The organism is Haemophilus haemolyticus, from assembly GCF_003490935.1.
GTDB classification, from domain to species: domain Bacteria; phylum Pseudomonadota; class Gammaproteobacteria; order Enterobacterales; family Pasteurellaceae; genus Haemophilus; species Haemophilus haemolyticus_M.
The window spans coordinates 174680-192901 of record NZ_QQGD01000002.1; the positions used below are offsets into that span (position 1 = coordinate 174680).

The following is an 18222-nucleotide window of genomic DNA, read 5'->3' on the forward strand; positions in this document are numbered from 1 at the left end:
ATTTTTACATGGTTTTTACGCAGCCTTTTCCACTTTTACCGCACATTTTTTGAAGTCGGTTTCTTTTGAAATTGGGTCTGTCGCATCTAGCGTTAAGCTATTTGCAAGCTGACCTGCATCAAAGAAAGTGGTAAATACTAAGCCACGAGGTGGTTTATTACGTCCGCGAGTATCTAAATAAGAAATCATTTCTCCTCGACGAGATGAAATCTTAATTTTATCGCCATGGCGTAAACCACGAGCTTCAGCATCTAATGGGTGCATCCAAACAAGGTTATTCGGCATTGCACGGTGTAATTCAGGCACACGACGAGTCATAGTACCTGTATGCCAATGCTCTAAAACACGACCGGTAGATAACCATAAATCATATTCTTTATCTGGAGACTCAGCTGCAGGCTCATAAGGTACCGCAAGAATAATCGCTTTCTTGTCTGGATAACCGTAGAATGCCACACCTTCACCTTCTTTAACGTACGGATCGTAGCCTTCACGGTAACGCCATAAGGTTTCTTTACCTTCTACAACCGGCCAGCGTAAACCACGCGCTTTGTGATACATTTCAAACGGAGCCAAGTCATGACCATGACCGCGACCAAATTCAGCATATTCTTCGAATAAACCTTTGTGTACATAATAACCAAAGTGTTCTGATTCGTCGTTTAATTGACCTTCAGCAAGTTCGCTTAATGGGAATTTATCTACTTGACCATTTTTGAAGAGCACATCATATAAAGTTTTACCTCTATATTCAGGCATTTGAGCAAGTAATTCTTCTGTCCACATTTCATCAGTTGTGAAGTATTTTGCAAACTCCATTAATTGCCATAAGTCTGATTTTGCTTCACCTGGTGCTTTTACTTGTTGACGCCAGAATTGGGTACGACGTTCTGCATTACCGTAAGCACCCTCTTTTTCTACCCACATTGCAGTTGGAAGAATTAAGTCAGCAGAAAGTGCGGATACAGTTGGGTAAGGATCAGATACAACAACGAAGTTGCCTTCTTTACGCCAGCCTGGTAAACGATCTTGATTAATGTTTGGACCAGCTTGCATATTGTTGTTACACATTTGCCATAGCACATTCATTTTGCCATCGTTCATTGCACGGTCTTGTGCAATTGTGTCCAAACCAACTTTTTCAGAAACCGTACCTTTTGGTAATTTCCAAATACGTTCCGCTGTTTCACGGTGTTTAGGATTAGTTACCACTAAGTCTGCTGGTAAACGGTGAGGGAATGAACCTACTTCACGCGCTGTACCACAAGCAGAAGGTTGACCTGTTAATGAGAATGGTCCACAACCTGGAAGTGAGATTTTCCCAGTTAATAAGTGGATATTATAAATTAGTTGGTTTGCCCACACACCACGAGTGTGTTGGTTGAAGCCCATTGTCCAGAAAGATACCACTTTTTTGCTTGGATCAGCATAAAGTTTTGCTAAGGTTTCAAGCTGAGTTTTATCCACACCTGACATTTCAGATACTTTTTCAAGTGTGTATTCAGACACAATTTGTTTTAATTCTTCGAAAGAAGAATCATACATTTTGCCCGCAGTTTTACGGTTAGTATCTTTTTCTAATGGATTTTCAGGACGTAAACCGTAACCAATATTGGTTTCACCACGTTTGAATTTAGTGTGTTTGTTCACAAAATCGTGGTTTACAGCATTGTTCTGAATTAAATAATTGATAATATAGTTCATGATCGCCAAATCGGTTTGTGGTGTAAATACCAAACCGTGATCAGCAAGTTCGAAACTACGATGCTCGTAAGTAGAAAGTACAGTTACACGAACATCAGGATTAGAAATACGGCGATCAGTAATACGAGACCACAAAATTGGGTGCATTTCCGCCATATTTGAGCCCCAAAGAACGAAAGCATCTGCATTTTCAATGTCGTTATAACAACCCATAGGTTCATCCATACCGAAGGTACGCATAAACGCAACTGCAGCCGATGCCATACAGTGACGTGCATTCGGGTCTACGTTGTTAGAACGGAAACCAGCTTTCCAAAGTTTGTTCTTCGCGTAGCCTTCCCAAATGGTAGACTGACCAGAACTGAACATACCTACTGCATTTTGACCGTTCTTTTTGAAAGCTTCTTTGAATTTTTCAGCCATTGTTTTGAACGCAAAATCCCAAGAAACAGGCGTAAAATCGCCGTTCTTATCAAATTTTCCGTTTGTCATACGTAAAAGTGGCTGAGTTACACGGTCTTTACCGTACATAATTTTCGGTAAGAAGTAACCTTTAATACAGTTTAAACCACGGTTTACTTCTGCATCCGGATCACCTTGAGATGCCACAACGCGTCCATCTTTAGTACCCACTAATACTGCACAACCGGTACCACAGAAACGACATACTGCTTTGTCCCATTTAATTTCGGATTCAGCCGCAACCACATTTTTGACTGGGATGGTTAGCCCCGCAGCCGTTGCCGCAGCTACAGCTGCGTTGGCTTTCATAAAGTCTCGACGACTTAAACTCATCGCGTTTCCCCCACGTTAAACACTGATTTATTATTAAATGTAAACTTTTTTTACACACCTATAAGGCAGTAGCCTTACGATAAAAGACAACAACTTTTCTTTTATCTTTTAAGCATTTTCCTTGCTTACAAGAGAATAAAGGTATTGTTATAGTAATTTATTTCTTCTGCTCGTCTTGCTCGTGATAGACCAATGACACATTAATAACACCATCAATGTCTTTCACTCTTTCCATATTATCTAGCAGAATATGTTGATCATGCGATTGCATCACTACGACCATCTTTCCAAATTTTTCATCAAAAGTTGGAATTTCAGTATGCTCAATCGCTAAAAGTGCGGTTCGAATTGCCGCAAATTTTTCCGGATTACCTTGAACAATTAGCCCAACAACATGCCAATTTTTTGCGCTTCCCGGAGATAAATTTGTATTACTCATTTTGTTTTAGATAACTAATTTTAATCGCATTCACCGGACACCCCTGTAAACAAGCCCCACAGCCGTTACAAACATCCGTATTCACTAAAGGCTGCGCCACTCCACCCATTTGCAGACGAAAACTAATTGCTCTCATCGGGCAGCTGTCTTGGCAAGAACGGCACTCAATGCTATGTTGGCTTAAACAAGCCATGCCAATTTCGATTTTGTGTAACCAAGGCTTTTCATCACGAGAATGAAAAATAGGTTGTTTACACACATCTACGCATTTTCCACAAAAAGTACATTCACCATTATCAAAACGAACTTCAGGAAAGCCTCCATCGCCTTTTACCAAAATATTGGTTTCACAGACAGAAAGACAATCGCCACAGCGAGTACATTGCTCCACAAAAATAGAATTTTCGACAGCCCAAGGTGGGCGAATTCCATCAAAGCCTTGTTTTTGCTCATTTTCTGAATGTAAAGACGTTAAGAATTTACCTCGTAAAAACTGTCTGCGGGGTAAGTTTTCAACGGTCATCGAGCGTGCCTTTTGTGAATAAATAAACAAATGCTTTTTTAAGGCGTAGAATTATGCGACGCAACAGTTACAATATAAACCACCCGAAATGGGTAGATTGTTAAATTATTGAGCTTTATTTGTGATAGATCAAAAAATCTAAAGTGCGGTGAATTTCGCTAATATTTTTAATAAAACAGCACAGCGATTGCCATGCTGTTTTTAAATCAAATTACTCTGCTTTTGCTGGATATTCCCACCAAATATCAAATAATTCACTTACTTCAATTTGTTGCAAACCATTGGTTTCTAACCATTTTTTCACAGTTTCACGGTGGCTTTCATCACATTTACCAATTTTTTCTAGGCAAACTAAACCTTCCCAATGTAAATACCCGCTACCTTCATAAGCTAGACCATTTGGTTGAATCACTTCGTTAATAAAACGATCAACGATTTCGTCTACAGTTTCAATCGCAGTACCTTCTGCAAATTGGAAATTTACAAGAAAACCAAGTTCTTGGAATTCAGCGAGGTGAAGTTTTTTGCGTTGACGTTGATTGTAAGATTTAGACATGGTATTTCTCCTATTAAGGTCGTATTCAAATCAGTATTCTATATTAAATTCGTGAATTTGGCATCGGATTTCCCCAACATCAATCTTCACCCAAAAGTTAATTTGCCCAAAATAGGCTTATTTCTTCACAAAGTATAAATCCCAAACACCATGACCAAGTCTGTGGCCTCTGGCTTCAAATTTAGTTAAAGGTCTAAAATCTGGTCTTGGAATATAATCACCATTTTTCGAGGTGTTCACTAAATCGGTATTTGCGCTTAATACTTCTAGCATTTGCTCAGCATAATTTTTCCAGTCTGTTGCCATATGGATAAAACCATTTCCACCTAATTTTTGCACAACTTGTGCCACAAAGTGCGCTTGAACAATACGACGTTTATGATGCTTTGCTTTATGCCAAGGATCTGGGAAAAATAACTGCAAACCGCCAAGTGCACCATCTGCAATACTGTCTCGTAAAATTTCCGTGGCATCATGACAAATCACGCGTAAATTCGTCACACCTTTTTCCACTGCATAAGCAATACAGGCACCAACGCCTGGAGTATGAACTTCAATGCCTAGGTAATTTTTGTCGGGATTAGCAAAAGCCATATCCACGAGCGATTTTCCCATTCCAAAGCCAATTTCTAATACAACTGGATTATCATTGCTATAAATCTTCGCAAAATCAAAAGGTTCCGTTTGATAATCTAAACCAAGTGTTCCCCAGTTATCATTCATCATGTTTTTCTGAAATTCACTCAAACGACCAGTACGTAACACAAAGCTACGGACTTTGCGTTTATAACGGCCATCTTCGGTAAATTCTGCGGTTTCAACGGTTTTACGTTTTTGATCAGCAAAAGTTTGTGTCATAAAAATCTTGTTCGTGAAAAAAATTGGCGGCGATTATACACGTTTTTCTCGTATAATAGGGCAAATTTTTTCCCAAGGTTGATTATGAAAATTGTCCGAGTGGCACTGGCTGTGCCGCTTCCTCGTTTATTTGATTATCTCGTCCCCGATGATGTTTTATTACAAATCGGTATGCGCGTTCTTGTGCCTTTTAGTACGCAAAAACGCGTCGCCATTGTGGCTGATTTCCCGACAAAATCGGACGTGCCAGAGGATAAACTCAAAGCTATTCTTAAACCATTGGATTTAACACCACTTTTTACGCCCATTTATTGGGATTGGCTGCATTGGGCAGCAAATTATTATCAAGCAGGATTAGGCGATGTGTTATTTCAAGCCTTGCCTGTGAAATTACGTAACGGCGAAAGTGCGGTGAAAAATGACCGCACTTTTTGGCGAATTACGGATGCGGGGAAAAATGCCCTTGAACAAGGCCTGTTAAAACGCTCTAAAAAGCAACTTGGAGCCCTACAATGCTTATCTGAAACTGATCTTGAAAAAGGCAATAATGATTTTTCCTCTGCGATTTGGTCAGCCTTAAAAGCCAAAGGGTTTATTGAGGAAATTACTATCCAAACAAATCCCCTAAGCTGGCAACAAAGCTTAGGCAATAACCCAATTGTCAATGCTGAAAATCGCTTAACCTTAAATAAGGAGCAAGCCTTATCGTTTAGTCAATTGCTCTTTCATTCTGGTTTCAATGTATGGCTGCTCGATGGGGTGACAGGTTCAGGCAAAACAGAAATTTATCTGCAATATATTGAAGAAATTTTAAAATCGGGCAAACAAGTATTAGTGCTTGTGCCTGAAATCGGGTTAACACCACAAACGGTGCAACGTTTCAAAGCGCGTTTCAACGTAGAAATTGATGTTCTTCATTCTAATTTAACCGATACGCAACGGCTTTATGTATGGGATCGTGCGCGTTCGGGACAAAGTGCCATTGTGATTGGCACGAGATCGGCATTGTTCACGCAATTTTCTAATCTTGGTGCAATTATTTTGGACGAAGAACACGATGCATCTTACAAACAGCAAGACAGTTGGCGTTACCACGCGCGAGACTTGGCGATTGTACTGGCTCAAAAACTAAATATTGCTGTATTAATGGGTTCCGCCACACCAAGTTTAGAAAGTATTAATAATGTACAAAACGGCAAATACCAACATTTAGTTTTATCAAAAAGAGCAGGAAATTCCACCGCACTTCGTCATTTCGTTATTGATTTGAAAAATCAAAACATACAAAACGGGTTATCAAAACCCTTATTAGAACGGATGAAAGCCCACCTAGAAAAAGGCAATCAAGTGTTGCTTTTCTTAAATCGTCGTGGCTTTGCGCCCGTATTGCTTTGCCATGAATGTGGTTGGATTGCACAATGCCCTCATTGTGAAAAACCTTATACCTATCATCAGCATCAAAATATATTGCGTTGTCATCATTGTGGTGCACAGAAAACTATTCCTCGACAATGTGATGATTGTGGCTCGACTCATTTAGTCACCACAGGTCTCGGAACGGAACAATTAGAAGAAACCTTGAAAATGCTATTTCCTAATTATTCTGTAGCTCGAATCGACCGCGATAGCACTTCGCGTAAAGGAAAATTGGAAGGTTATTTAGAAGATATTCAACAAGGCAAAAGTCAAATTTTGATTGGCACACAAATGCTTGCGAAAGGACATCATTTCCCGAATGTTACTCTCGTTGCCTTAGTGAATGTAGATAGTGCATTATTTTCACTAGATTTTCGTGCAGAAGAACGCTTAGCTCAACTTTATATTCAGGTTGCTGGACGTGCTGGGCGTGCCGATAAACAAGGTGAAGTCGTGCTACAAACACATTATCCAGATCATCCTTTGCTTACCACGTTATTAGCGAATGGCTACCAAGCTTTTGCAAAAGAAACCTTACAATTACGCCATTCAATGGGATTACCGCCTTTCACTTTTCAGGCGTTATTTAAAGCACAGGCTCGACATTCTGAGCTTGCAGAAAATTGCTTAAGCCAGGTTGCAGATTTTTTTCAATCGAAGCAAATTGCGGGATTGCAAATGCTTGGCCCAATGCCTGCACCGTTCAGCAAAAAAGCGGGGCAATATCGCTGGCAGTTATTATTGCAACATCCATCAAGAATGACGTTGCAAAAAGCATTAAAAGAATATCAACAAGCCGAACTTGAAAGAAACAGCCAAGTGCGGTTAATTTTGGATATTGATCCGCAAGACTTATCATAAAAAATGCGGTGAAAATTCACCGCACTTTCTACATAAAACATTTCTATTTAAAATCTTCGACATCCCCCAATAGACAGGCATATTTCGCCGTATTGGGACTGGACTCCAAGGCAATTTTTAATGCCATCGTCAAAGGAACAGAAAGTAACATTCCCACTGTTCCAAGTAACCATCCCCAAAACAATAATGAAAGGAATACTACTAAGGTTGAAAGCCCTAATCGTTGTCCCATCATTTTAGGCTCAATAATGTTACCTACAACCATATTGATCGCAATAACACCGATTGCGACGCCAAAGCCAATTCCAAAACCGTTCAGTAATAAGGCTTGAACAATAATCGGAATAGCCGCGATGATAGAACCAATATTGGGAATATAATTCAGCAAGAAACTCAAAGTTGCCCACAAAATGGCATATTGAACCCCACAGGCTTCCAACAAAATAAAAATACCAACACCAGTAAGCAAGCTGGTGATACTTTTAATGCCGAGATAACCAATTACGCCTTGCAAAACGCGATCAATATGACGTTCTTCTTTGGCTGCATCATGAGGAGTTGAACTAATCACCATTGCAAATTTATGTTTCATCGTTGGCGCTTCAGCAAGCATAAAAATCACGACCAGCACTAAAACAAACACATTACTCACCACACCAGAGAAATTCAGCAATACTCGGCTCACAAAATTCATAATGATGCTTGGGTCAAAATTTTCTTGGATGGTTTCACGCGAAAGCGTGAAAGGCAGATTGAAACGTTGCAACAATCCTGTTAGATCACTCACACGTTGTGAAAGCAAAACTTTATACTGTGGAATAGATTGGGTAAATTCTCTTGCAGTGCTGTTAATCAGCCCTACTAAAAAGAAAAACACCAAAGAAATCAAGACGAAAAGCAAGGTTATGGCCAACCAATGAGGAATTCGGCGTTGCGTCATCGCCTTAATCATCGGTGAGCAAATTATCGCGATAAATAGCGATAGTAAGAATGGTACCACAATTTCTGCCGCCAATTTTACGCCAGCTAAGATAATAATCACCGAAGCAATGCCAAGCAAAGTGCGGTGTAAATTTAAATTATTTTGCACTAAATCGCATCCTCGTTTTCTTCGCCTGTGCGAATGCGGATCGCTCGCTCAACGTTATAAACAAAAATTTTGCCGTCACCGATTTTGCCCGTTTGTGCCGTTTCAATAATAGCTTCAATACATTGATCCACAAGCTCATCAGGAACTACCACTTCCAATTTCACCTTCGGTAGAAAGTCCACCATATATTCTGCACCACGATAAAGTTCTGTATGACCTTTTTGGCGACCGAATCCACGTACTTCCGTGATTGTCATACCTGAAATACCAATATCTGAAAGACTTTCTCGCACATCATCTAATTTAAACGGTTTGATCATTGCTTCGATTTTTTTCATGCTATTTCTCCAGATTTTCACGTCTTGCAGATTTAGGACGGAAACTTTCAATGATTTCAGGTTTGGTATCAATATATAAGCCGTTAATCAGTTGCAAACAATAAGGCACCGCGCTGAAAATGCCTTTTACAAGCACATTTCCCTCTTTATCCTTCACACCTTCCAAGGTTTCTTTAATCGCTTTAGGCTGTCCCGGAAGATTTAAAATCAGGCTTTCCTTACGAATCACACCCACTTGGCGGGATAAAATTGCGGTAGGCACAAAATGCAAACTAACTTGGCGCATTTGTTCCCCAAAACCCGGCATTTCTCGATCCGCTACCGCAAGGGTGGCATCTGGCGTTACATCGCGTTTTACAGGCCCTGTTCCACCAGTTGTCAGCACTAAATGGCAACCTTGTTCATCCACCAGCTCTTTTAATGTTTGTTCAATAACTGGCTGCTCATCGGGGATTAATCTTGTTTCCAAATAGAAAGGATCGACAAGTGCTTGTTCTAACCAAGCCTGTAATTCTGGGATGCCTTGATCTTGATACACGCCTGCTGATGCACGATCTGAAACAGACACAAGACCAATTTTTAAAAGTGCGGTCATATTTTTCCTTATTTTTATAAATGATTTTGACGTGATTGAATAAATCAAAAATGCGGTAAAAACTTACCGCACTTTTGAAGGGCTAGAAGAATAAAATTCCGCCCCAAACGATACCGACAATACAAAGGGCAATAAATACCGATGCAGAACCTTGATCTTTCGCACGCCCTGAAAGTTCGTGGCGTTCTGTACCAATGCGATCAACTACAGCTTCCACCGCACTGTTTAAAAGTTCTAACGCCATCACAAGCAAAACAGAAGAAATCATCAAGATAATTTCAATTTTTGTTTCGCCTAAAAAGAACGCAAGAGGAATTAAAATGCAGGCTAAAAAACATTCATGACGAAAGGCTGTTTCATTTTTAAACGCACTTTTTAAGCCTTGTAATGAATATTTAGTGGAGTTGATTAAATGGGTTAGCCCCGTCGTTTTATACATAAATTTTCCTATTTTTATAAACGTTTCGCCTCAATTACGTCATCTAATTTTGCTAATCGAGCCAATATTTTACTCAAACTTTCAACATTATGGAGTTCAATTTCCATATCAATGGTAGCAAGCTGTTTTTTGGTATCAGCACGGCTTGACACCCCTAATACGCTAATTTTTTCATTTGCTAGAACCGTCGTAATATCACGTAATAAGCCATTGCGATCGCCTGCCACAATACGGATATTAATATGGAAACCACTTGCGTAATTTTCTCCCCAAATAGATTCCACTACTCGTTCTGGATGAGCTGCTTGCAAATCTAAGAACTGTTCACAATCCGCTCGGTGAATAGAAATACCACGCCCCATTGTGATATAACCAACAATCGCATCGCCAGGAATAGGTTGGCAGCAACGTGCAATATGATGCATAAGATTGCCTACACCTTCCACAATTACATAGCCATTGTTCTTTTCAGATTTCTGCTGAGAATTGACCGAACTTTTGTTAGCAACGTGGCGCAGTATTTCCTGATCCGCTTCTTCAGCGGTCACTTTAATCAATTTACTTTGCAAGAAATTGATTAAGTTATTTAAACGAATATCGCCACTGCCAATGCCAGCATAAAGATCGTCCAAATTTTTCAAGTTATAGCGTGGTAACGCATAAGGTTCCACTTGCTTAATACTTAAATTTAAACGCGCGAGTTCATTATCGAGTAATTCTTTACCCGCCGGAATATTTTTATCGCGATCTTGTTTTTTAAACCACGCCTGAATTTTGGCTCGAGATTTTGCGGTGTGAGTAAATCCTAAATTTGGGTTTAGCCAGTCACGGCTTGGATTCGGATTTTTTTGGGTAATAATATCAATTTGATCACCCATTTGTAGCTGATAGGTAAATGGCACAATACGTCCTGCCACTTTTGCCCCGATACAGCGATGACCAATTTCACTATGAATTGCATAAGCAAAATCTAATGGTGTAGATCCCGTTGGCAAATCCACCACTTCGCCTTTTGGCGTAAACACATAGACACGATCATCAAATACTTGACTGCGTAACTCAGCCATCACTTCGCCAGAATCCGTAATATCATCTTGCCAAGCTAGCAATTTACGCAACCACGCAATTTTTTCTTCGTAGGCAGACATACTGCCTGTATTGCCCTCTTTATATTTCCAGTGAGCCGCCACGCCCAACTCTGCATCATCGTGCATTTGTTGGGTGCGAATTTGTACTTCAATTGGCTTGCCGCCTTTACCCAAAACAACAGTATGAATAGATTGATAACCGTTCGGTTTCGGGTTCGCCACATAATCGTCAAATTCTTTGGGTAAGTGTTTAAATTGAGTATGAACAATTCCAAGTGCGGTGTAACAATCTTGTAATTTTTGCACGATAATTCTGACCGCTCTTACATCATATAAACCGCTAAACTCAAGATGCTTTTTCTGCATTTTTCGCCAAATGCTGTAAATATGTTTCGGACGACCATAGACTTCCACTTGCTCGATGTTTTCACGTAAATAGCCACTCAACTCGCTAACGAAATCAGCAATGTAATGTTCACGATCAAGACGACGTTCCTGTAATAATTTAGCAATAGCGCGATATTGTTCTGGATGGAGATAACGGAAGCAGTAATCTTCTAACTCCCACTTCAGCTGACCAATCCCAAGACGATTAGCAAGAGGGGCGTAAATATTAGAACATTCTTTAGCGGCAAGAACTTTATCTTCTTCAGCACAACGATGCTCTGCATCACGCAAGAAAGTAATGCGTTCAGCAAGTTTAATGATTACGCAGCGGAAATCGTCCACCATTGCCAACAACATACGGCGAACATTATCCACTTGTAACGCATTAGCTGAATGACTGGCATTGAGTTGGCGAATATTATCCATTTCCAACACGCCTTTAAGCAATTTAGTGATTTTCGCACCAAATTTTTCTTTTAGGCTTTCCCAGTCTGTTAATTTATTTGCAACCACAGGAAATAACATGGCAGTAAGCAATGTTTCGGCATCCATATTAAGTTCGTGCAAAATTTCTACCATTTCCACGCCAGATTGCAGCATCAAGGTCGCATTCTTCATTTCATCGGGATGGGTGCTCATTAAGTCACGTGCGTAATACCACGCATCGATCAAACTTTTTTCTGTTTGTTCTGCCAGTTTTAAGCCAGCGCACCATTGTTCAATCACAAAATCCTGCGGATTTAACAAATGAGAACCACGAACAGCAACCATAACACCCCCTTGTTGGTGAAGTGAAAAACGACATCCTATCGCTCCGTTTTGAGTAGCTATTCTATCAGAATATCCTCGTTATTTTGTATTAAATTGCGGAATTAATAGGAGGATAAAATCTATCCCATTGAAAATCATAGTTTTTATATGTTGGTAATCTAAACAAATGGGTTTGCGGAGATGATAACAATACGATTGATTCTATACCTTGTGCCAATAGCCCGCACCATATACGAGCCTTATCCCTAGCGAAAGCAAGTGGAATTGATGGGATAATTTCCAAAAGATTTTTTAATGCGTTTTTTGGTTATTGGGTGAGTGTAAATGAATCGCCATATTTTGGCTCCAGTTGGTTTAACCAATAAATACAGATTATCCCTATCAGAAAATAGTTGCTCTTTATTAGTTGGTTTAATTCCATGAATATAAGAATCAGTGAATTTTTTGAAAAGTCTCTAGCCATTGTTCAAGCCCTATAATAAATAACAATTTACCGTTCTTCTGTTCCCTCGTTTTTGTTCCTTCATAAAGAGGGAACATTTAAGGGAACAATAAAAACGAACAATGACAAACAATAAAAGATGAAAACAACAATAAGGTTGATTATAAAATGCTGTTTTTATGATGTTTTTTGACAGAAAAGACGTTACTTGACAAGTCGAATGGTCCCCCCTACCGGACTTGAACCAGTGACCAAGCGATTATGAGTCGCCTGCTCTAACCGACTGAGCTAAGGGGGGAGAAGTGCGGTAATTATAGAGAAATAATCGGTTGGAGTCTATAAAACAATGGATGATTGATGAAAAATCAATCATCCATTTTTATCACTATTAAAAGAAGTGCTCTAAATGTTACTCAATATTTAATTATGGAAAGTATTCAAATTATTACGTATTGCACCTTGCTCTTTGACGATCCTCCTCTAAATCAGAAGGAGCATCATGTCCTCCCATAATATAACCCAAATGAGGCTTAACCCCTCTTACCCTTTCTTTATCACAAAAAACCTCAAACCAATCAGCTAGCCAATAAGGTTTTTCTTTTTTTAAGTTTTCAGTTAATTCAATTGCAAGAGATTTTCGTATTAAATATAAACTTGATCCCTGATTATTATAACCATAATACATAGGACAGAAATTTTCATCTAAATTAAACCAATCAAAGGCTAAACTTTGTAAAATAATTAAATCTACATTTTCTTGGTTCAAAAAATATCCGTTTTCAAAAACATCTATCACTTTTTGAAGTGAGGATTGTAAATCATCTTTTAAGAGCACATCATCTTCAGCAATAATAGCAAAATCTCGCTCCAGTAAATCATCGTCATTTGCAATTGCTTTCCAACATGCAATATGGGAAAGGGTACAAGCAATTTCGCCTGAAGTTATCTTCTGTCCCAGTAAACTTTCACACTGTGCAATATTAAAAAAAATTTCTAAATCAAATAGCTCAAGTAACTTCTTATCAACAGCGGGCATACGCGTAAATAAATTTGCTGAAGCTTGAGAAAAAAACTTTCTTAATCGTTCAGGAGAACGATTCAAATTAATGACGTACCCTTTTATTTGTTTGTTTGTTTGTTTGTTTGTTTGTTTGTTTGTTTGTTTGTTTGTTTGTTTGTTTGTTTGTTTGTTTGTTTGTTCAAGCATAATTTTCTTTTTTGATTAGAATCGAAATTTAAAAGCCCATTTCTGGGCATTAAATCATTATTGTAAAACAGAAATATTTGCTACCTGTAAGAACAAGTTTTGTAACGTATTTAAAATCGCTAAGCGGTTTTGACGTAATGCAGGATCTTCGGCATTTACCATCACGTTATCAAAGAAACTGTCCACTGGTGCGCGTAAGTTTGCTAATTTATCTAATACTGCGGTGTAATCGCCTTGTGCGATAAACGGTTGTACTTCAGTGCGTAATGCAAGTACCGCTGCAGCAAGGGCTTTTTCTGCTGGTTCTACGCAAGCGGTCAAATTGATCTCGCCAATTGCAGCATCCGCTTTAGCTAAAATATTGCTTACACGTTTGTTTGCTGCTGCTAACGCTTCTGCTGAGTCTAAAGTACGGAAATGTGAAACCGCACGCACGCGCGCATCAAAATCAGCTGGGCGAGTTGGACGACGTGCCAATACTGCTTGAATCACATCCACTGCAATGCCTTCATCTTGATACCATGCACGGAAACGACCAAGCATGAAGTCCACCACATCGGCGACCACATTTTGATTGGTAAGTTTATCACCGAAAAGTGCGGCTGATTTTTTCACTAAATCTTCTAAATCTAGTGGTAAATTTTTCTCTACGATAATACGTAATGCACCTAATGCCGCACGACGAAGTGCAAATGGGTCTGCGCTACCTTTTGGCGCTTGGCCGATACCGAAGATACCTGTTAGAGTGTCAAATTTATCCGCTAAAGCGACCGCACTTGCAACGAGTGATTTTGGTAATTCATCACCGGCAAAGCGAGGCATATATTGTTCATTTAATGCAACTGCGACTTCTTCATCTTCACCATCATGACGAGCATAGTGCATACCCATTACGCCTTGAGTATCGGTGAATTCGAATACCATGTTGGTCATCAAGTCACATTTTGACAGTAAGCCGGCACGTTTTGCTTTCGCTTCGTCTGCACCGATTTGTTTTGCAATTTCACCTGCCAGTTGCTCAATGCGGTCAGTTTTGTCTTTCAATGTACCGAGTTGTTGTTGGAACAATACGGTTTCTAAACGCGGTAAACGATCAACGAGTTTTTGTTTTAAGTCGGTTTTGAAGAAGAATTCCGCATCGGTTAAACGTGGACGAACCACTTTTTCGTTCCCTTCAATAATCGCGGTTGGATCTTCTGGGTTGATGTTCGAGACAAAAATAAAGTGCGGTAATAATTTGCCGTCTTTGTCATAAATTGGGAAGTATTTTTGATCGCCTTTCATGGTGTAAACCAAGGCTTCCGCAGGCACTGCTAAGAAGTGTTCTTCGAATTTTGCCGCTAAAACATTTGGATATTCCACCAATGAAGTCACTTCTTCAAGTAAGCTTTCTTCAATGTCAGCCACGCCGCCAAGTGCGGTCGCTTTTGCTTGAGATTTTGCCAAAATTTCTGCTTTACGCTCGTTGAAATTAGCCACTACAGAACCTTTTTCACGCAATAATTGCGGATATTGGTCTGCATGTTGAATTTCAAATTCTTTCTCGCCTAAGAAACGGTGTCCGCGAATGGTGCGAGCACTTGCCACACCTAAAATTTCGCCTTCGATTAACTCATCACCTAACAACATGGTCACAGTGTGAACTGGACGGATAAATTGCACGGTTTTATCTGCCCAACGCATTGGTTTTGGAATTGGCAATTTCGCCAACGCATTAGCTACAACGCCGTTAAGTAGATTTTTAGTCGGCTGACCTTCAATTTTTGCACGATGAACAAGCCATTCGCCTTTATCAGTCGCAATCCGTTCTGTTTGCTCAACAGTAATCCCACAACCACGCGCCCAGCCTTCAGCCGCTTTGGTCGGTTTACCTTCAGCATCAAAGGCGGCTGACACGGCAGGACCGCGTTTTTCGATTTCTTTGCTTGGTTGTTGTGTGGCTAAGTTCAACACTTTCACCGCCAAACGACGAGGCGCCGCAAACCATTCGATTTTATCAAAGGTTAAACCTGCTTGGTTCAATTCCGCCTCAACGTTATCCGCAAAAGAGGTCGCTAATGTTTTGAGAGCTTTAGGTGGCAGCTCTTCCGTGCCGATTTCTACTAGGAAGTTTTGGGTTGTCATTTTGTTTTCTCTGATAAGGTGCGATTTGGCACCATTTTATTTTAATTTAATCTTTTTCAATAATGGCTTCACATTTCACCGGAAAATTAAGTGAATTTGCGATAAAACACGCCTGATGCGCATTTTCATGTAATGCCAATGCCTTAACGGCATCCGACTCGCTTGAAATTCTCACACGAGGATTTAATGTTGCCGAAATGAAGCGTCCTGCATGCTCAGAACTGCCTTCATCCATAATTGCGATAGCCTCATCACGGTATTCTTGCACAATAATGTTATTAACGGCACAAAAATGTAAATACCACAATTTATGACAGGCAGAAATGGAGGCTAATAACATATCTTCTGGATTCCAACGTGTTTTATCACCACGAAAAGCTGGATCAGCAGAACCTAAAATATTAGGTTTATTCGATGCTGAGGCAATAAAATCCCGCTCATACGCGGTATAAGAAGAAGTGCCTCGTCCTGAATTTCCAACCCATTCTACGGTAGTTTGATAAGTATGTTGCTTCATTATATTTTCCGTTATCTCTTATAGCGTATGTAAATTAAGAAATTCATGTCTTATTTGATTATTTTCTTCGTTTTCACTTCTGCCAAATCTCCCCTACCCCTCTTTGCTAAAGAGGGGATTGGATCTTTGGAGAATTAAATATTTATGTTCTACTTTAACGTTTTTTGAAAGCAGATAATTTAATCGCTATTGAAATTAAAATGTGAATGAGCCAGTTACTATCAATTTACTCAAGAATTCCCCCCTCTTTAGCAAAGAGGGGGAGGAGAGATTTAGCAGAGGTTAATCCAACCTCATACTCAATAATCCCTTATATTCTAAAATATAAATAGCCTGCTACTGTCAATTTACTCAAGAATTCCCCTCTTTAGCAAAGAGGGGTAGGGGAGATTTGGCAGAAATTAATCCAACCTCATACTCAATCCGCCCTTACATTCTCTAAAAACAAATAAATCTGCTCTACTACCGCTTCAATTTCACGCATGACTTCATCATTGCTAAATCGCATTACCGTAAAACCAAGTGAATTTAATTCTGCATCTCGCAATGCGTCTTTTTCCTGATAATCAGGCTCATAGTGCTGACTACCATCTAATTCAATAATCAGCTTTGCTTTTGCACAATAAAAATCAACGATATAACTTAAAAGTGGCTTTTGTCGATTAAATCGAAATCCTAATAATTGATCTCGATTGATGCGTTGCCATAGCTTTCTTTCAGCATCCGTTTGATCCACTCGCAATTTTTGCGAATTCTCTTTTAAGTATTTTTCATAGGGTTGCATGAACGCTATTTCTTACCGTTCTCAATCCCTTCACTCAACACCTTTTGAAACTGCTCATAATCACAAAAGCCATTTTCATCTGTTTTACAGCCTTTGAGGGTTAATGCTGTTTGGTTTGGTGGTGTCGCTAAACTTAATGGCTTGATGTTAATTAGCTGTTCAGTGGTTTGATAAACATAATCTAACTTAAATTTGAGCTTACCACTGGGTTTGTGCTTCCACACTTCAAATAGTAACTTGCCACCGATTGGGATATTTTCCAATGAATCATTCAATTCATAAGGCTCAACACCTAGTGCTGCCAGCAGAGCGACAATATTAGAATCGTGTCCAACCAATAAGTTAATTTTATTTTCACTATTTAGCTGTTGCTGAATAAATGCTAACAACGGATATGAGGCATTTTGTGCCAACGCTTCGTTGTTTTTAAATAAAGTGCGGTAATATTCGTTTTTAATTTCGTTAATTGCACGCCATTTTTCTTGGCTATCCACACGACCGTTTGCGATTTCTGAATCAGGCTTGCCCACATAATGTGCGAGTAATAATGCACTGACAATTTTCTTTCCAGTGCTGATAGAACCCGTAATTTTGACCGACTTGCCGTCTTTAATACTGTATTCACCGACTTTTCCACCTAAATCGCACTCGCCTTTTTGCAAGCAGTTTGGTGAATTTTTATAATCGATGATTTCACTCAATAGCGCATAATTTGGCGCTAATTTTTGCTGTAAAGCGGTTAAATCAACGTTATTTTTTGCAGATTCAATCAAGGCTTTACTTGGATTATGCGCCTGCGTGTTAAAAATTGGATCTTTTTCTGAACCAATTTTACCGTGATGTTGCAGTTGAACATTACAGCCCGCAAATGCACCTGAAACAATCGCCTGACCTGTAGCAATAGTCCGTTGCACTCCATTCGCATAAGCGAAAATGCCTTCGCCCGATGCACAACGTTCTATTGTTAATAACCCTTTATCTGCCAGCCATTGACCTAAATACTGCCCGAAATAGGTTTCTAGCACCGTCCCTTTTGCCGTGAGGTAGCCAGATGGTACATTCCATTTTGCCCATTCATAAGGGGAATATTTCGCCATTTCTTGCGGATCTTTTTCCACTGGCGAACGCAATCCATGTCGGCTGAAAATCAATACTTTCTCTAATTCATAATCAGAACTTGAGGAATTTTGACCATTTTCTGTTGCCAACACGCTAGTTGCTAAAGCAGAGCCAAGCAAAAGTGCGGTGAATTTTAGGGTTATTTTTTTCATATTCGAGACTTAATCAT

17 protein-coding genes and 1 tRNA gene are annotated in these 18222 nt (G+C 39.6%); 1 reads left to right on the forward strand and 17 read right to left on the reverse strand.

What is annotated here, in order from left to right:
• Positions 1-15: 15 nt before the first annotated feature.
• The 5 genes from napA to trmB form a co-directional block, all read right to left on the reverse strand.
• Positions 16-2499 carry a nitrate reductase catalytic subunit NapA gene (napA, locus tag DV417_RS03160; RefSeq protein ID WP_118790526.1) on the reverse strand — a complete coding sequence of 828 codons (2484 nt, stop codon included), beginning with the start codon at positions 2497-2499 and terminating at the stop codon, positions 16-18.
• A gap of 157 nt (positions 2500-2656) precedes the next feature.
• Positions 2657-2938: a chaperone NapD gene (locus tag DV417_RS03165; protein WP_118878540.1), complete on the reverse strand. Its 282-nt coding sequence runs from the start codon at positions 2936-2938 to the stop codon at positions 2657-2659.
• Positions 2931-3461, reverse strand: a complete 531-nt coding sequence (napF, locus tag DV417_RS03170) for a ferredoxin-type protein NapF (RefSeq protein ID WP_118781773.1) — start codon at positions 3459-3461, stop codon at positions 2931-2933. The genes DV417_RS03165 and napF overlap by 8 nt, the downstream gene beginning before the upstream one ends.
• Before the next feature lie 211 nt (positions 3462-3672).
• On the reverse strand, positions 3673-4017 hold the full coding sequence (locus DV417_RS03175) for a YggL family protein (RefSeq protein WP_005632159.1): 345 nt from the start codon (positions 4015-4017) through the stop codon (positions 3673-3675).
• A gap of 117 nt (positions 4018-4134) precedes the next feature.
• A complete protein-coding gene (gene trmB / locus DV417_RS03180; protein WP_118878541.1) occupies positions 4135-4875 on the reverse strand; it encodes a tRNA (guanosine(46)-N7)-methyltransferase TrmB in 741 nt (246 codons plus the stop codon).
• An 84-nt stretch (positions 4876-4959) separates the two neighbouring features.
• Between trmB and priA the strand changes: the two genes are divergently transcribed.
• On the forward strand, positions 4960-7152 hold the full coding sequence (gene priA, locus DV417_RS03185) for a primosomal protein N' (RefSeq protein ID WP_118878542.1): 2193 nt from the start codon (positions 4960-4962) through the stop codon (positions 7150-7152).
• A 43-nt stretch (positions 7153-7195) separates the two neighbouring features.
• Here the strand turns inward: priA and DV417_RS03190 are convergent, their stop codons facing one another.
• The 12 genes from DV417_RS03190 to DV417_RS03245 form a co-directional block, all read right to left on the reverse strand.
• The gene (locus DV417_RS03190; protein ID WP_118878543.1) at positions 7196-8242 is read right to left on the reverse strand and encodes an AI-2E family transporter; all 1047 of its coding nucleotides are present in this window, start codon (positions 8240-8242) and stop codon (positions 7196-7198) included.
• On the reverse strand, positions 8242-8580 hold the full coding sequence (glnB, locus tag DV417_RS03195) for a nitrogen regulatory protein P-II (RefSeq protein ID WP_005627040.1): 339 nt from the start codon (positions 8578-8580) through the stop codon (positions 8242-8244). The genes DV417_RS03190 and glnB overlap by 1 nt, the downstream gene beginning before the upstream one ends.
• A 1-nt stretch (position 8581) precedes the next feature.
• Entirely contained in the window at positions 8582-9175 is a 594-nt protein-coding gene (gene mog, locus DV417_RS03200; protein ID WP_118878544.1) for a molybdopterin adenylyltransferase, read from the reverse strand.
• Between the two features lie 82 nt (positions 9176-9257).
• Complete coding sequence (locus DV417_RS03205) at positions 9258-9614, reverse strand: diacylglycerol kinase (protein WP_005627042.1); 357 nt, start codon at positions 9612-9614, stop codon at positions 9258-9260.
• Between the two features lie 14 nt (positions 9615-9628).
• The gene (gene relA, locus DV417_RS03210) at positions 9629-11860 is read right to left on the reverse strand and encodes a GTP diphosphokinase (RefSeq protein ID WP_118878545.1); all 2232 of its coding nucleotides are present in this window, start codon (positions 11858-11860) and stop codon (positions 9629-9631) included.
• A gap of 245 nt (positions 11861-12105) precedes the next feature.
• A complete protein-coding gene (locus DV417_RS09600) occupies positions 12106-12285 on the reverse strand; it encodes an integrase arm-type DNA-binding domain-containing protein (RefSeq protein ID WP_338121159.1) in 180 nt (59 codons plus the stop codon).
• Positions 12286-12523: 238 nt separating this feature from the next.
• Positions 12524-12600, reverse strand: a tRNA-Ile gene (locus DV417_RS03220).
• Positions 12601-12747: 147 nt separating this feature from the next.
• Positions 12748-13509, reverse strand: coding sequence for a glycosyltransferase family 25 protein (locus tag DV417_RS09405; protein ID WP_192878535.1), 762 nt, complete (start codon positions 13507-13509; stop codon positions 12748-12750).
• A gap of 57 nt (positions 13510-13566) precedes the next feature.
• Positions 13567-15633, reverse strand: coding sequence for a glycine--tRNA ligase subunit beta (gene glyS / locus DV417_RS03230; RefSeq protein ID WP_118878546.1), 2067 nt, complete (start codon positions 15631-15633; stop codon positions 13567-13569).
• A gap of 46 nt (positions 15634-15679) precedes the next feature.
• Positions 15680-16150: an OsmC family protein gene (locus DV417_RS03235; RefSeq protein ID WP_118878547.1), complete on the reverse strand. Its 471-nt coding sequence runs from the start codon at positions 16148-16150 to the stop codon at positions 15680-15682.
• A gap of 418 nt (positions 16151-16568) precedes the next feature.
• Entirely contained in the window at positions 16569-16934 is a 366-nt protein-coding gene (locus tag DV417_RS03240; RefSeq protein WP_049364812.1) for an endonuclease domain-containing protein, read from the reverse strand.
• 5 nt (positions 16935-16939) lie between these two features.
• On the reverse strand, positions 16940-18205 hold the full coding sequence (locus DV417_RS03245; protein WP_118878548.1) for a histidine-type phosphatase: 1266 nt from the start codon (positions 18203-18205) through the stop codon (positions 16940-16942).
• Positions 18206-18222: the final 17 nt, after the last annotated feature.

Excerpts from the sequence above, each read along its gene's own strand:
- DV417_RS03165 (WP_118878540.1), bottom strand. The coding sequence starts at position 2,938 with ATGAGTAATACAAATTTATCTCCGGGAAGCGCAAAAAATTGGCATGTT.
- glyS (WP_118878546.1), bottom strand. The coding sequence starts at position 15,633 with ATGACAACCCAAAACTTCCTAGTAGAAATCGGCACGGAAGAGCTGCCA.
- mog (WP_118878544.1), bottom strand. The coding sequence starts at position 9,175 with ATGACCGCACTTTTAAAAATTGGTCTTGTGTCTGTTTCAGATCGTGCA.
- DV417_RS03235 (WP_118878547.1), bottom strand. The coding sequence starts at position 16,150 with ATGAAGCAACATACTTATCAAACTACCGTAGAATGGGTTGGAAATTCA.
- trmB (WP_118878541.1), bottom strand. The coding sequence starts at position 4,875 with ATGACACAAACTTTTGCTGATCAAAAACGTAAAACCGTTGAAACCGCA.
- DV417_RS03175 (WP_005632159.1), bottom strand. The coding sequence starts at position 4,017 with ATGTCTAAATCTTACAATCAACGTCAACGCAAAAAACTTCACCTCGCT.
- relA (WP_118878545.1), bottom strand. The coding sequence starts at position 11,860 with ATGGTTGCTGTTCGTGGTTCTCATTTGTTAAATCCGCAGGATTTTGTG.
- glnB (WP_005627040.1), bottom strand. The coding sequence starts at position 8,580 with ATGAAAAAAATCGAAGCAATGATCAAACCGTTTAAATTAGATGATGTG.
- napA (WP_118790526.1), bottom strand. The coding sequence starts at position 2,499 with ATGAGTTTAAGTCGTCGAGACTTTATGAAAGCCAACGCAGCTGTAGCT.
- DV417_RS03240 (WP_049364812.1), bottom strand. The coding sequence starts at position 16,934 with ATGCAACCCTATGAAAAATACTTAAAAGAGAATTCGCAAAAATTGCGA.
- DV417_RS03205 (WP_005627042.1), bottom strand. The coding sequence starts at position 9,614 with ATGTATAAAACGACGGGGCTAACCCATTTAATCAACTCCACTAAATAT.
- DV417_RS09405 (WP_192878535.1), bottom strand. The coding sequence starts at position 13,509 with ATGCTTGAACAAACAAACAAACAAACAAACAAACAAACAAACAAACAA.
- napF (WP_118781773.1), bottom strand. The coding sequence starts at position 3,461 with ATGACCGTTGAAAACTTACCCCGCAGACAGTTTTTACGAGGTAAATTC.
- priA (WP_118878542.1), top strand. The coding sequence starts at position 4,960 with ATGAAAATTGTCCGAGTGGCACTGGCTGTGCCGCTTCCTCGTTTATTT.
- DV417_RS03245 (WP_118878548.1), bottom strand. The coding sequence starts at position 18,205 with ATGAAAAAAATAACCCTAAAATTCACCGCACTTTTGCTTGGCTCTGCT.